Genomic DNA, 13,585 nt, shown 5'->3' with positions numbered 1-13,585 from the left:
CGTTTAATTATCGGCCGAACCGTCCGTTTCTGATCTTGGTTGCCGTAGCCTGGTTTGCGCGGTGGCAATCGTTAATCTGTTCCTTATACCTTTGGATATCGCCCCTTGATTTAATAAGCGAATCTTGCAGATCGGCCATTGCACCAACATTGTTGTTTATTTTGGCGTAGAGATCAAAACTCGGGCTGGTTTGTGCTTTTTTGGAAATAAGGTCTTTAATCCTGTTGTTAGCGCTTTGGATATCGCCCAAAAGGATACTCTGTTTGCTCATTTCGTTGGCATTGTAATCGCGGTATTGGGCAAGTTCTTTAAAACGGACAAGGATAAGGTCGAAATTGGTATTGATATCTTTTCTTAGATAAGATAGTTTTTCGGTTTCCTTTACCTTTTTATCGAGCAGGGTATACTCATAATCGGATGCGGCAAAAAAAAGATAAATACAGAGAATAGAGAAAAACGTTAGGAATACAAAGTTTAAAATAAACCTCGTGTAAGCAGTCCTGATTTCGATGGCATTAATGGGTTTCATAGAGCATTAATAGTTTCACATAGCGTTGGTTATCATATTAATCTGACATCTCCCTCACATAAAATCATTCAAACTTTTTCAAATTAACACTGTACTATAACAATTTTTAATATTTGTTGTTTGGTTATTAAAACGATATTATTTCTTTTACTTTTAACAAACTTTAAGCCAAACCGTGTATGTCTGAAAATTTTTACAACAAACCCTTCAGATTTAGGTCGGTTTTCTCAGGCATTGGCCTTCAGCCAACTGACCTCGGAAAATCGATTTCGAACCACCTAGAACTGATTATTTTTACCCGTTTTGGGGAGCATCGGTTCCATAACGATTTTGGATGTGAAATATGGGATCTCGACTTTGAGTTAATCGTGAGTGAGAGCATTTGGGAGGAAAAATTCCGCAAATCATTGCTAAAATCCATCACCGACTATGAATTTAGGATATATAATACCGAGGTAGAAGTACGTATTACTGAGGTAGAAAATGTATACCCCCTACGTAAGATAACCGAGATTAAAAAAAAGGTAGATATTAGCGTTAGAGCACTAATAAAAACCACAGGAGAAAAATATTTTTTTAACACCGCTTTATTTCTTAGCCCATTATCAACTTAATCTAAAACGCCCCAAATATTCTACACATGAAACCAGTTTTTTATTCATCAAAAGATGAGATCCGGAACAGAATTTTAAAAAATGCCGAAGATTTCTGGAATATTAAAGACAGTAACGACTTCGATCCACTTGTTAGACTGATTATTGAGGCATTAAGCAATGAGCTTTTTAATGTATCCAATGATGTTAAAAATTTAGAGAACAGGATCTTTGATAAGATCAGCCGTATTTTAGCGCCCGATCATTTAACTTCATCGTTACCGGCCCATGCCATTATGCACGCCAGGCCGATTGAACAACAGGACTACCTTTCGATCTATTCGCAGTTTGCATTTAAAAAGAATATCCCGCAGGAAAATGATAAGGCCAAGAAAACCGATATTTTTTTTAGCCCGCTGCATACCGTAAAGTTAAATAATGCATCGATAAGATACATCGTTACCGGAAATACCCTTTTTAATGTAGAACAATTGGGCAAACAGCCTATACACAATACCCTTTCGGGCACTTCTGTAGAGAAAAACACCGTATACATAGGTTTTAACGGCATTAAAGACTGGATGGATTTTAATAAACTGAATTTATTTTTCGACTGGAAAAATTATTCGGTGCCCGAAAACACTTACGATCTGCTCTCGCTGGGGAAATGGTTCTACAAAAACAACGAGCTCACCGCCTATACAGAACGTTTTATGGATGAGCCTTTAACGGGTAAGGTACAGGCTCCGTTTCAGCACAAACAATTGCTTAATCTGATTAAAGCAGATGTTTTACAGTTTTACAGCAACAGGTTTATTACCCTGGGCGATCTTAATGATTTTAATATCGACGAAAGCAGAGAACTCCCTCCTGAGTTTGCCAACCTATTCCAGCCGGCTGTTTTAAACCAGATCGATAATTCGGTAAAATGGCTTAAAGTAATTTTTCCCGCAGCTATAAACCAGGAAATGTTGAACGAGCTTCATATTTATATCAATGCGTTCTCGGTGGTAAATAAACGGTTAAGCCAGATCAAACACCGGCTTAAAACGATGAACAATATTATCCCGATTAAAACGGAATCATTCGATCAGATGCTTGCGGTAGAAAACCTGAAGGATAATAAAGGGAAAAGTTACAATGAGATTCCTTACACCAATGAGAACGAAAAAGGAGACGGATCTTTCTCGATCCGGTACGGAGGCACCGAGCGTTTTGATACGAGAAATGCCAAAGAGCTGGTAGATTACCTTTTTGAACTTTTACGCGATGAGAAAGCAGCTTTTACTGCTTACGGACCTGATTTTTTAAGTACCATACTTAAAAATCTGGAACAGAATATTGCGCTTATTGAACAAAAAAGCCGCTCGGCGCTTAAAGACATTAAAGAACTGCCCAGCTATATTGTACTGAAACCGATTGATGATGCGGATATTTTATTCCTCGATATCTGGGTTACACAAGCAGAAGAGGCCAACCACATTAATGCCGGAAGCCGTTTAGTGGTATACGATAACAATAAGGTAAATGCAGAGAGTATCTTTTTATTGAGCCAAACGAAAGGCGGCCGGTCGAGATTGAATGCAACCAACAGGGTGCAGGCTTATAAATATGGTTTAACCACAGCCGACCGGATTATTACGAAGGCTGATGTGATCAATTTTTGCCGTTACGAACTGGGCAACAAATTAAAGGGCATTACCCTGGCCAAAGGCTTGATAATGGATAATAAACCAAACGCAGGCTTTATTAAGACCACTGATATTTTGATCGAACCTGCAGATCAGCTTAACCTTAGCGGGCAGGATTGGGAAGAACTGCTGAGTTTAACTTTAGCGAAATTAAACCTAAGGAGTACGATGAATGTGCATTACCGTATGCTGTTAAAGCCAGCGTTTTATAAAGCGGTTTAATTTAAAGTAACTTTTTTATCTATTCAGTCCTCTAAAGCAGTTCGTCACCCTGAATTTATTTCAGGGTCTATCTAGCATGAAAGATGCTGAAACAAGTTCAGCATGAGGATCGAGTCAAGAAAAGAGTAAAAAAACATCTTCATATCCGGAGCATTGCAGATTGGAGATCCTTCGACTCCATTCAGGATGCAGTTTAACAAACCAGGCCATCATCTCCGACCAGAACGCAGCGAAATGGAGAGATCCATCTAGACAGATTTTGCTTCGCAGAGCCTTTGGGTTCTCGGCTGCGTTGCACTACGCTCGAAATGAGGTATTGCGAGGATAGCGATCGTTGTAAGATTGCTTCGTCGGCTGAAAAAGCCTCCTCGCAATGACGAACTCTCGCTGCTTGTTACAGCTTCATATTAACTAAAGATATACCGTATACCCTAAATAAGCACTTTCACCATCCTCGCTCAATACTGTTTCCTGATAATCGGGTGCGGTAAGGAGTTCTACGTTAACCTCTGCATCAACAGGGATTAAATAGCTGATGGCCATATCCAAAATGGCCCTGTTTTTTTGTCCGGGAATAAACTTAACCAGTTCCTGTGGCGAAGTTGGACCGATATTAACATTATAAGCTTCGTGTTCGGGGGTAAAGCTATCACCAATGATGGTATCAATCCCCAATGCGCTTCCACCCAACTGCATCTGCATTTCTTCAGCAATTTTTACCGGTGCAATATTGGCTGTAGCATCCACAATGGTAAGTGGCAGGTTGAACAGTGCAGTAAGTACTTTTGAAACAAAACCGATGTCATTTCTCTTTTGCTGGATTTCGGGCAGCAGGTGCATCCAGATGATGCTTTGTTCTTTGTTGAGCAAATTAAACTCATCCCATCCAAATTCAAAAATCTGACTTAAATCGGAATAGGTTGTTTTTTTATCGAGCATATTTTCATATAGCTCGGTCATGATCCTTACATAATTAATTTCCGTATCAAAGGGTGTAAAAAATAACCTGGCTTCCTTTTCTTCCTCTCTCCTATCCCTGATATCTTTAATCATAGATTCCTCGTCCATACCGGCACTACCGGTTGGCGGACGGTGGAAAAGCCCCTCAGGCAGCATATCATACAATCCTTCGCGGTTGGTACTGATGCGGATGCGTTCGTGCCTTCTTTTTTCAGAATAATAAGCCGTTGTATCCTCAATATCTTTTGCAAAAGCACGTTTATCGGGGCCCAATGGGATAATTTCAATCCTATTGGCATCAATTACCTTACGTTCAATCAGGTCGGCAGCGTGGGCAACGGCCTTGTAATCTGTAAATAGTTCGTTATTAATCAAAGTTTCCTTTTTCATTAAACTTTAAGGCTTCATTTTTGTTATAGGTTAAATTTTTATTACCGAAAAAATAACGATTATAATCAAATATTAAAGATACTATATTTGCAATACATCTCATCTATAAAAATTTAATGGACGTTCAATCATTTTTTATCCGCTTTCTCTTGTTCCCGCTGATCTTCATCGTATCAACAGCGGTGCTTTCTATCATCAACAAAAAGAACCAGTTTCTCAATAACAAAAGACTTATCGTAAGTGTTCTGCTCATCGGCATTATTTTAGCCCTTCCGGGATTTTTAGGGTTCCTAAACTTTAATTTCATGCCCTGGGGCTACATTATCTGCTGTATTTTTTATCTCTTGATGGGCACGGTTTTCGTTTATCTGTTAACCAAATACTACCCTAAAGATGTACTGGAGCGCAAGGTTTTTATCTTTTTCGCTACTTTAATTTCGGCCATTTTAGCTGTTTATTTATATCAGCTTGCCTTTAACTGGTTAAGCTCGGTAAATTTTGGGTGGTTTGGTGCTGGCAGTATCACCTGCTTTTTTGTTCCACTTATTTTTTGGTGGGCTTATGTTTCACTGCTTGGTATCCCTTCAGAAATCTACAAGATCTGGAAATATCCTGATACTCCTTTGGACATCAACATGGACCATGTAGATTTTAACCGTTTATTGGTACTGGAGCTGGAGCTTTACAAAAAAAGCAGCGATCCCGAACCTTTAAAGGTAAAGGTAAAAGCTGTAGAGAACATGAACTTCGGTATCTGGTTCCACAAGTTTATTGATGATTACAATTTAAAATTTGCCAAAAGCCCTGTAGAATTCAGGGGCGACGATATGGAAAATTATAAATGGATTTTCTTTATCAAAACTTCTTTTTTTAAACGCAATATTTTCATCGATCCTGATCTCGACATTATCGAAAATGGCATTACCGAAAAAATGACGATTTACGCTAAACGGGTATCTGAAAACGCAAACAAACCCAATGAAGTTGGAGAAAGTGCTATCTTTATCTAATCTATAATTAAAAACATCTACCATGATAAAGCCGCTAAAATATAAATCCATTAACTGGATTAATGGCATGAAACTTTCCAGTGATCATTTTACATTAAGTGATCTTTATTTGCAGGACTTTGTACGCGATGCCGCCTCTCTACACCTAAATAATAGTAATTACGGATTTTTACCGCCTTTTGCAGGCTATAAAAGTTCGCACGATATCGAAATTATCGAAAAAGCAACCAACCATATCGAGGTAAGGGTTAGATATTGTAATGCGATTACTCCTGAAGGCTGCCACATTGATATTGTACAATCGGATAATATGGATACACTGGTACACAACCATTATTTTGGCCAGTCGGAACCGCGAAACTATGTGATTTTATTAGTGGTAAGTCCGTTTAACCGTGTACCAACGGGCACACCAAATCCTGAAGAAAACCCGATCCGTTACCCTGAACTTGCCAAAAGTTATGCTATTGCGGTTTTACCGGAGAGCGAGGTGGGTTCGCAAACTGCAGATAGCTATTTCTTAACCATCGGGCAGGTTTACTACGAAAATGGCAGGTTATCAATAAACAGCAGTTATATACCGCCCAGCTCAACTATAACAAGTCATCCAGCCCTGATTAGATATTATGAATCTTTTAGTGTTTTACTAAATGATTTACAGCTGGCGGCTTTTAAAATCATCGACAAAACAGGAGGAAGGGACAACATTACGCCGCTAGGCAGGAACATCCGTTTAATCTCAGAGAAAATTGTAGATTACATTGCAGGTTTATTTTACGAGTACAGAAACATTGCGCACCGCGAATCGCCAGCAGTTTTAGTAGGTTATTTCTCCAGTTTGGCGCACATTTTTTTTACGGCCATTAAACTGATTGATCCCCGCGAAAGAGAAGAACTGTTAAAGTATTTTTACGAGTGGAAAGATGTAACCCCAGGAAACTTTGAAGAGCTTTTAGCCAAAACCATCGAACTGGTTTACGATCATAAACAAATTAACAACAGTATGCTAATGGCCAACGAATTTATGAGTGTATTGGTAGCGCTTTGGAATAAATTGAGTGGATTAGAATATATTGGCCAGCGCAAAGAAAATATTGTGGTTGCCGAACAGCAAGTTGTACAGCAGGTACAGGCCAGAAAAACCTGGACATTGCTGGATTAAAATTATTTCTCGGAGTAAATTAATAATGAAGCTGTACCCAGAGAAACCGGGTACAGCTTTTTTTATTCTTGTCAGTTAAAAATTAACAGGGCAATCCGACCTCCGCTTTTGGAATAAATTTTAATCGAAAGCAACCTGCTCCGGTCCTGAAATTTTATTGATGTGACAAGCGCACTTGCCTCCACTTACTTTAATCACAACAGATTTAGTTTGCTTGGTTTCTACTGAAGTACCGCTAATTTTTAAATCATCTCCCTGTTCTGACAGACCAAGTTTATTATTATCATCAACGATAATAAATACGCCTTTTATGGTATTTGTATAAATACTCGAATTAGCCGTTACCCGCTCTCCTGTTCTTTGGTTGATTACATTGAAATCTTTTACTTCAGCGGCAGCGCCTTTATTATCTACAAATTTTAACACTACCGAGGCAAATTCTTCAGTACAGACCTTGTCCCCACAATCAGAAGTGGTTTTATTTTTTTTACAGGTTAGCAGGGCAACACCCAACAATAATACAAGCGCTATTTTTTTCATCGTCTATTTGGTTTTTAATGAAAAACGACAAAGCGCATTAAAACGCTACAAAAAGGGAAATTATAGCTCCATTATGGCAACTACTTTCTAGCCGCCAACAAACTGTTCAAAACTCATAATTTCCTGGCACTTTCAATTTAAACATTACTTCACCCTCTCCCAAACACTTGTCCGGCCAAACAAAGACATGCCAATATACCCCCTGATATTCAGCTTACTATCCTTTAGTTTCAACGTACAGCTGTATGTTTTACCACTATAAGGATCATAAATCTCGCCACCATCCCACACGCCATTATGATAAGTAAAATCGTAAAGCATGATCAGATCTTTAAGGTTACGTGCCCTTAATTTTTCATCTTTGTTTTTTACGTCCTTCCTGGAAGTAATTCCATTTGGTTCGTACATGGTTTTACCCCAGATCAGCTTGCCGAAATACTTCCCTTTTGCTTTATAAATATCAATTTTACCGGTTTTATCTTCACTCAACCATACGCCTAAAATTTTATCAGCTTCTGGAGTTTGTGCGAATGTTTTTGTTGCCGCAAAAAGGCACAACAATAATATTATCCTTAGTTTTTTCATTATATATGTTTTACCAATTAAATTATTTAACTTTTATTACCACTTTTCCTTTGGCACGGCCACTTTCTACATAAGCTATTGCTTCATTGACCGATTGGAACGGAAAAATTTTATCTATCACAGGTTTAATAGCCCCGGCATTTATAAGCGTCGTAATTTCATTCAACTGAGATCCGCTAGCCCTCATAAACAGAAAGGAAAAATCAACATTCAGCCTTTTTGCTTTCTTTCTTACCTTCGAGTTCAACAGGCGCATAATCAGTTTCACGAACCAGGAGGCACCGATTTGTTTTGCAAAATCCGGATCGGGAGGACCAGAAATCGAGATGAGCTTTCCACCTGGTTTTAATACCTGTAGCGACTTTTCAAGCGTCAATCCGTCCTGGCTGTTTAAAACCAGATCATAATCATTCAGAACTTTCTCAAAGTCATCCTTTCTATAGTCTATAACAACATCTGCACCGAGACTTTTTACCAACTCGATGTTGGCTGTACCTGTCGTGGTAGCCACAGTAGCCCCCAGATATTTAGCCAACTGAATGGCAAATGTGCCGACACCGCCTGAGCCAGCCTGAATGAAAACCCGCTCTCCTTTTTGCAGTTTCCCTTTTTCAATGAGTGCCTGCCAGGCAGTGAGGCCCACGAGTGGGATGGATGCCGCTTCTTCCATGGTCAGTTCTGCAGGCTTTATTGCCAAATCGGCCTCATTAACGGCAATGAATTCTGCAAAAGTTCCGATACGATGATCTGCGGGCCGAGCATAAACATGGTCTCCAACCTGAAACTTTTGCACCTGCGCACCAACCTTAGTTATTATACCGGCCAGGTCATGCCCCAAAATAAATGGTGTTTTATAAGGTAAAAAAAGTTTGAATTCCCCTTTCCTTATTTTGGAATCGAGAAGGTTTATACCGGCAGCGTATACTTCTACCAATACTTCATCGGCTTTCAATACTGGAATGGGTACATTTTCAATCTTACCACCTTCCTTGCTTTTATATTTGTCTATAATGAACGCTTTCATATTATGTTTATTTCTTGTTTTATTATTTACGTCAGTTACAACATGCTGTTACTTAAGGCGTAATTTTTATGGGGATATTAATTTATAACTTTTCTTAGGATTAACCAAACCAAAAGCAATTCCTGGAAAAAGCCGGTTGACGATATACAATGTTTTTGTATCCCCTACACGGATGGTAAACTGATCCTTCTTGAGACCTGCGATAAGCGCTTTTACCAGACCTTCTGTAGTCATTTTTTTTCCCTTCCTATCAGCCGTCATTTCTGTAGCCACAACAGGAGGCAAAAGCTCAAATACCTTCAGGTTACTATTTAAAATTTGTAGGTGCTTTCTCAATGTTTCTGTATAAAACCGCAATGCTACTTTAGAAGCTGAGTAAGTTGCTTCCAGTAATGATGGAACATAACTAAGCAATGAAGTTGTGTTGATAATAGCGCCTCCCGCCCTTGATTTCAGCATATCCATGAAAAGATTGTTAAGCCTGATAACTGCAAGATAGTTGACGTTTATTTCGTAGGCTGCGTCTGTAAGATGCCTTTCGTTTGCCGATCCGAGATTGATTGGATCGGTTAAAACACCTGCATTGTTGTATAATATATCAATACCGCCCAATTGCTGCACCTGGTTAAAAAGCTTTTGTGCATCATCGGCTTCTGACACATCACTTTTAATGGTTATAATTGCCGGATATAGTTTCCTGGCATCATCTAATTTCCCTTGGTTTCTGCCAGTAATGATTACACTGGCGCCATTAGCCAAAAATTGTTTTGCTGCTTCCAGCCCTATACCTGATGCCCCACCGGTGATCAGTACCGTTTTTCCTTTTATTTGCATGATTATAATTTCTAATGATAATTCTATTTTGAAGCATTAACAGATTTCAGAATGGATTTTTCAAAAACCTTATAAAAGAAATGCTGAAGCAGCAGTGCGATTGATGATCCTTTTCCGACAGGGTAACTAAACTTTGGATTCTTTTCCTTTACTGTTTGCAATAAAGTGGCGATAACCGGTGCAGGATCAGGTGCATTATCAAATGTACTTTTAGTATAGGCGGTTACCTTTTGCCTGAAGGTATCATACGCTGGGATCGTTCCTGTAGCAACAGTTCCGCTTTCACCGATATTKGTTTTAAAACTCATCGGCTCAACCATTACTACCTTGATGTTAAACTGGTTCAATTCAAAACGCAGTGATTTAAAATAACCTTCGAGTGCATGTTTGGAAGCCGCATAATAGGACACATTTGGAAGCCCCACTAGGCCCAGCAAAGAACCGAGGGTGATTATTTTTCCATGGTTTTGCTTTCTTAAGTAGGGTAGCAACGCGTTGGTTAATTTGATCGTTCCCCAAAAATTGGTTTCAAACTGCTGCCTGCCTAATTCAATGGGAGTTTCCTCCGCAAGTCCATTTACAAGGTAACCAGCATTGTTAACCAACACATCCAACTGTTTAATCTGACTGAAGAGCAACTGACCAAAAGATGTTATAGAGCGGTCATCATTCAGATCTAATGGCAATAACTTATATGGCAATTTTGCCTGGTATTTTTCGGGGTTCCTACTTGTTCCGATAACGTGGTAGCCATTTTCGTGGAGCCTGTTGGCGACAAGCAGCCCGATGCCAGATGAGGCACCTGTGACTAAAACCGTTTTTTCTTTTGATTCCATATCTTCTTAATTATAGACTTTTTAGTATATTTTCACACGTAGTTTTGCATTTAATTTAAACTGCGAAATGGTTTTATATTTTTTTAATAGTTAAAAATATAAAAGACTTTTTAGTATATTTTTAGTGAAAAAAAATTAGCCCTCGTAACTTTCTAATTCTGCTTTCAGGTTTTTGAGCAAACTCGCCATCGGTTTTGCCGTGTTCATAGACCTGCACATAATCACCGCACCTTCAACAGCAGCTACAGCTTTAAATGCATATACAGCAGGGTCAAGCTCGTCAGAAAACTCTCCGTCCTTAATGCCCTGTTTTAAGACACCAACAAATAATTCCTGTCCACGCCTTATTACACCGGCTATTTTCTCTTTAATTGCCGGAAAATGATCATCAGATTCAACCGCAACATTAAATATAGGGCACCCGCCTTTTAAGTAGGTATTTAAAGGATCCTTGTAAAAATCGAGAAATGCAAACACTTTAGCCTTTGCTGTTTTACCCTTACCGATAGTTGATAACATTTTTTCGCCGTTTGTTTTCAGCATAAAATCAACAACCTGTAAGGCAAGGTCTTCCTTGCCTTCAAAATGACCATAAAGGCATCCTTTAGTCAATTTTGTAGCAGCAAGCACATCGTCTATATTAGCGCCTGATATCCCTTTCTGATTAAAGATAGGGGCCGCTGTTTCCAGAATGAATTGCTTTGTTCTTTCGGCTTTAGTAAGCATATTAATAAATTTTACGCCACAAAAATATACTAAAAAGTTTAATTAAAAATACTTTTTAGTATATTTTATTCTTTGTGAGATGAAGATGACAATCACCGTGAGCCAAAAACAAATATTCCGTAGCGCCTGATTTATGTTGCACGGATGCAGGTTATTAACTTATGCAGGAAACTGTTCCATCGTTTTAAAAAGTGGCTCTTCCCTTTTTTGCCCGTCTTCAATTGCCCAGTTTGCCATGGCGTATAACACAGGTCGCAAAGCCTGCCCCGCATCCGTCAGGCTATAGGTAACGTGTGGCGGTATTACAGGTAATGCTACCCTCGAAATCAGTCCGTCTGCTTCCAGCTGCCTCAAATGTTGTGCAAGCATCTTTTCTGTAATATGAGGCATTGCCTTTTTTAACGCTCCGTACCGTTTTGATCCAGACATTAAGTGGAAGATAATAATCGGTTTCCAGTAGCTGCCAATTTTTTCCATCACATAGGTAACCGGACACAATTTAAAGACCGTTTGCTTATTTAATTGTATGGTGGATGTTTCTTTAACTTCATTCATTTTACACTTACTTTTAGGTGCGTACTTGCACAAATGTTAGTTCAAATATACCTTTGATTCAATTAAAATATCACAAAATGAAAAAAATTCTTGTATTTGGTGGTTCTGGCGGAACTGGAAAACATTTTATTGAACAGGCACTAAACGCCGGATATGCTATAACGGCTATTGTTAGAAATCCCCATGCTTTTACAATAATGCATCAAAATCTAAAGGTTATTAAAGGAGATGTTTTAATTCCACATACTTATGAAAAAGAGTTTGATGGGCACGAAGCAGTGGTTTCCTGTCTGGGTATCCCTAAAATTCAGCAAACCACCTTGTATTCGTCTGGCATCCGCAATATTGTAAACATCATGGAGAAATCTTGCCCGAAGCGCCTAATCTGTATTTCGTCAGGCGCATTAGACATCCCACCCAAGAGCTCGTTCATCATGACTTTTCTATTAAAGCATGTATTGCAAAAGCTCTATAAACCTGTATATGCTGATATGCGTATAATGGAAGGAATAATAAAGACGTCCGGCTTGGACTGGACAATTGTTCGGGCGCCAAAACTAACCGATGGCAAAGCAATAGGAAAGTATAAAAATATAACCGGTTTGCCGCTAGGTGGCATTCCGAAAATCTCGCGTGCTGATTTAGCCACTTTTATGTTTATACACCTCGCAGACAGCGGGACTTTTAAAAGTACAATTGATATCGCCTATTAAATGATCAGAAAATGAAAGAATACATTTCTGTTGAGGTAAGAGAAATCAAAACCGGACTTCCATCTCCAATCCCTCTAGACGTATCTTAGCGCCGAGATCTTAAAAATAATAATATTAGAAGAAAGTGGCGTAACTTTAGGAAGTTACACCACCTTAGGTTTATTAATTAGTTATTTCTTGCAATGATTTTCGAATTTACAGCGGTTCCGGGTTTTGACTTTATAATACAGTTTTCGGAACTAATTAATGTTCCGGTGAGAGATAACTTTTTAGAGATCCCAAAGAAAATGGGAGAAGGTTATGTACGTAAGGTTGGCTTTGGGGATGATTTTAGATTGACGATCCACCGGTACGTATTAAAGGAAGACCTGATTATTAAGCGCAACCCAGCTGCGCAGGCCAATGATATACGTACCATTTTCTTTTATAATGGCAACGATGATCGTGAAGTTAAATATAACAACGAGGCAAACGTACCATTCTCACAGAAAAAGGACGCTTCTATACTCCTATCTACAAATGATTTGCATACAGAAATCCGTTTCCCTGCCGGCAGCAACATTCAATACGTGGTTGTGGGCATTACGGCCAGCCGACTACGTTCAGTTCTGTCTGTTGAAAAACCAAATGGTACGATAACAACCATCATGGATGCAAACGCCTCCTTTCTCTTTTTCGAAAACCTGGATCCTGAAATGCAATTGCTCCTTAAAAATATTGTCTCCGTTGATATGAAGAGCGCTTTGAATAATTTCTACGTACAGATCAAGGTACAGGAATTAATGTATCTGCTTTTCAGTAAATTATCGCTTAGGGAGAATACGACTTTTAAGAACATAAATAGCAACGATGCAGAAAAACTGCTGACCATTCGCAACAAAATATTGAGTGATCTTAGTACTCCACCAATATTAAGTGAATTGGCCACTATCACTGCTATGAGCGAAACGAAACTTAAGCAGCTCTTTAAGCAAACATTTGGAGATACTATCTATAATTATTATCAAAAAGCAAGAATGGAAGAGGCTGCTTTTCTGCTGAAACAGGCCAAACATTCTGTTTCTGAGGTGGGATATGAGCTGGGATTTTCCAATCTCAGTCACTTCAGTCGGCTATTTGAAAAACAATATGGCATTACACCAAAGAAGTTTTCCTATACAGCTTAATTTTCTATTTTTCCAAAACACTACCCCGTCATTTGTCGGATAGGACTAT

At 38.9% G+C, this 13,585-nt stretch carries 15 protein-coding genes; 6 read left to right on the top strand and 9 right to left on the bottom strand.

Annotated features, from left to right (window positions below; translation table 11 throughout):
- Positions 1-7 precede the first annotated feature (7 nt).
- A complete protein-coding gene (locus AC1DNH_RS20505; RefSeq protein WP_477585112.1) occupies positions 8-529 on the bottom strand; it encodes a hypothetical protein in 522 nt (173 codons plus the stop codon).
- A gap of 179 nt (positions 530-708) precedes the next feature.
- On the opposite strand from AC1DNH_RS20505, the gene AC1DNH_RS20500 reads away from it, so the two are divergent.
- Both AC1DNH_RS20500 and AC1DNH_RS20495 read left to right on the top strand, forming a co-directional pair.
- On the top strand, positions 709-1,143 hold the full coding sequence (locus AC1DNH_RS20500) for a GPW/gp25 family protein (RefSeq protein ID WP_477585113.1): 435 nt from the start codon (positions 709-711) through the stop codon (positions 1,141-1,143).
- A 26-nt stretch (positions 1,144-1,169) separates the two neighbouring features.
- Positions 1,170-3,035, top strand: a complete 1,866-nt coding sequence (locus tag AC1DNH_RS20495; protein ID WP_477608152.1) for a type VI secretion system baseplate subunit TssF — start codon at positions 1,170-1,172, stop codon at positions 3,033-3,035.
- A 411-nt stretch (positions 3,036-3,446) separates the two neighbouring features.
- Here AC1DNH_RS20495 and AC1DNH_RS20490 read toward each other — a convergent pair whose 3' ends face one another.
- Entirely contained in the window at positions 3,447-4,385 is a 939-nt protein-coding gene (locus tag AC1DNH_RS20490) for a type VI secretion system baseplate subunit TssG (protein WP_477584647.1), read from the bottom strand.
- 116 nt (positions 4,386-4,501) lie between these two features.
- Here AC1DNH_RS20490 and AC1DNH_RS20485 point away from each other — a divergent pair, with 116 nt between their 5' ends.
- Together AC1DNH_RS20485 and AC1DNH_RS20480 are read left to right on the top strand one after the other, a co-directional pair.
- Positions 4,502-5,395, top strand: coding sequence for a TssN family type VI secretion system protein (locus AC1DNH_RS20485; RefSeq protein ID WP_477584648.1), 894 nt, complete (start codon positions 4,502-4,504; stop codon positions 5,393-5,395).
- 22 nt (positions 5,396-5,417) lie between these two features.
- Positions 5,418-6,557: a hypothetical protein gene (locus AC1DNH_RS20480; protein ID WP_477625611.1), complete on the top strand. Its 1,140-nt coding sequence runs from the start codon at positions 5,418-5,420 to the stop codon at positions 6,555-6,557.
- Between the two features lie 120 nt (positions 6,558-6,677).
- Here AC1DNH_RS20480 and AC1DNH_RS20475 read toward each other — a convergent pair whose 3' ends face one another.
- The 7 genes from AC1DNH_RS20475 to AC1DNH_RS20445 all read right to left on the bottom strand — a co-directional run bounded on the left by AC1DNH_RS20475 (position 6,678) and on the right by AC1DNH_RS20445 (position 11,657).
- On the bottom strand, positions 6,678-7,097 hold the full coding sequence (locus tag AC1DNH_RS20475) for a hypothetical protein (RefSeq protein ID WP_477610961.1): 420 nt from the start codon (positions 7,095-7,097) through the stop codon (positions 6,678-6,680).
- Between the two features lie 144 nt (positions 7,098-7,241).
- Entirely contained in the window at positions 7,242-7,682 is a 441-nt protein-coding gene (locus AC1DNH_RS20470) for a DUF2147 domain-containing protein (RefSeq protein ID WP_477581811.1), read from the bottom strand.
- A 22-nt stretch (positions 7,683-7,704) separates the two neighbouring features.
- Positions 7,705-8,706, bottom strand: a complete 1,002-nt coding sequence (locus tag AC1DNH_RS20465) for an NADP-dependent oxidoreductase (RefSeq protein WP_477581812.1) — start codon at positions 8,704-8,706, stop codon at positions 7,705-7,707.
- Positions 8,707-8,772: 66 nt separating this feature from the next.
- On the bottom strand, positions 8,773-9,540 hold the full coding sequence (locus AC1DNH_RS20460; protein ID WP_477625610.1) for an SDR family oxidoreductase: 768 nt from the start codon (positions 9,538-9,540) through the stop codon (positions 8,773-8,775).
- Positions 9,541-9,563: 23 nt separating this feature from the next.
- Entirely contained in the window at positions 9,564-10,376 is an 813-nt protein-coding gene (locus AC1DNH_RS20455; RefSeq protein ID WP_477625609.1) for an SDR family NAD(P)-dependent oxidoreductase, read from the bottom strand.
- A 135-nt stretch (positions 10,377-10,511) separates the two neighbouring features.
- Positions 10,512-11,102, bottom strand: coding sequence for a TetR/AcrR family transcriptional regulator (locus AC1DNH_RS20450; protein ID WP_477581816.1), 591 nt, complete (start codon positions 11,100-11,102; stop codon positions 10,512-10,514).
- Between the two features lie 159 nt (positions 11,103-11,261).
- Positions 11,262-11,657 (bottom strand): winged helix-turn-helix transcriptional regulator, encoded by a 396-nt coding sequence (locus AC1DNH_RS20445; RefSeq protein ID WP_230142685.1) that lies wholly within the window; start codon positions 11,655-11,657, stop codon positions 11,262-11,264.
- A gap of 77 nt (positions 11,658-11,734) precedes the next feature.
- Here AC1DNH_RS20445 and AC1DNH_RS20440 point away from each other — a divergent pair, with 77 nt between their 5' ends.
- Positions 11,735-12,370: an NAD(P)-dependent oxidoreductase gene (locus AC1DNH_RS20440; RefSeq protein WP_477581818.1), complete on the top strand. Its 636-nt coding sequence runs from the start codon at positions 11,735-11,737 to the stop codon at positions 12,368-12,370.
- 182 nt (positions 12,371-12,552) lie between these two features.
- On the top strand, positions 12,553-13,536 hold the full coding sequence (locus AC1DNH_RS20435; RefSeq protein WP_477581819.1) for a helix-turn-helix domain-containing protein: 984 nt from the start codon (positions 12,553-12,555) through the stop codon (positions 13,534-13,536).
- The last annotated feature ends 49 nt before the right edge of the window (positions 13,537-13,585 follow it).

The sequence above is a fragment of the Pedobacter sp. 01N310 genome, assembly GCF_056399805.1.
Note: the sequence above shows the minus strand (reverse complement) of the source record. Positions and strands in the feature narration are given on the sequence as shown.

What these genes read in the sequence shown, in the direction of transcription:
- AC1DNH_RS20505 (WP_477585112.1), bottom strand. Translation starts at nt 529, where the DNA reads ATGAAACCCATTAATGCCATCGAAATCAGGACTGCTTACACGAGGTTT.
- AC1DNH_RS20500 (WP_477585113.1), top strand. Translation starts at nt 709, where the DNA reads ATGTCTGAAAATTTTTACAACAAACCCTTCAGATTTAGGTCGGTTTTC.
- AC1DNH_RS20495 (WP_477608152.1), top strand. Translation starts at nt 1,170, where the DNA reads ATGAAACCAGTTTTTTATTCATCAAAAGATGAGATCCGGAACAGAATT.
- AC1DNH_RS20490 (WP_477584647.1), bottom strand. Translation starts at nt 4,385, where the DNA reads ATGAAAAAGGAAACTTTGATTAATAACGAACTATTTACAGATTACAAG.
- AC1DNH_RS20485 (WP_477584648.1), top strand. Translation starts at nt 4,502, where the DNA reads ATGGACGTTCAATCATTTTTTATCCGCTTTCTCTTGTTCCCGCTGATC.
- AC1DNH_RS20480 (WP_477625611.1), top strand. Translation starts at nt 5,418, where the DNA reads ATGATAAAGCCGCTAAAATATAAATCCATTAACTGGATTAATGGCATG.
- AC1DNH_RS20475 (WP_477610961.1), bottom strand. Translation starts at nt 7,097, where the DNA reads ATGAAAAAAATAGCGCTTGTATTATTGTTGGGTGTTGCCCTGCTAACC.
- AC1DNH_RS20470 (WP_477581811.1), bottom strand. Translation starts at nt 7,682, where the DNA reads ATGAAAAAACTAAGGATAATATTATTGTTGTGCCTTTTTGCGGCAACA.
- AC1DNH_RS20465 (WP_477581812.1), bottom strand. Translation starts at nt 8,706, where the DNA reads ATGAAAGCGTTCATTATAGACAAATATAAAAGCAAGGAAGGTGGTAAG.
- AC1DNH_RS20460 (WP_477625610.1), bottom strand. Translation starts at nt 9,540, where the DNA reads ATGCAAATAAAAGGAAAAACGGTACTGATCACCGGTGGGGCATCAGGT.
- AC1DNH_RS20450 (WP_477581816.1), bottom strand. Translation starts at nt 11,102, where the DNA reads ATGCTTACTAAAGCCGAAAGAACAAAGCAATTCATTCTGGAAACAGCG.
- AC1DNH_RS20445 (WP_230142685.1), bottom strand. Translation starts at nt 11,657, where the DNA reads ATGAATGAAGTTAAAGAAACATCCACCATACAATTAAATAAGCAAACG.
- AC1DNH_RS20440 (WP_477581818.1), top strand. Translation starts at nt 11,735, where the DNA reads ATGAAAAAAATTCTTGTATTTGGTGGTTCTGGCGGAACTGGAAAACAT.
- AC1DNH_RS20435 (WP_477581819.1), top strand. Translation starts at nt 12,553, where the DNA reads ATGATTTTCGAATTTACAGCGGTTCCGGGTTTTGACTTTATAATACAG.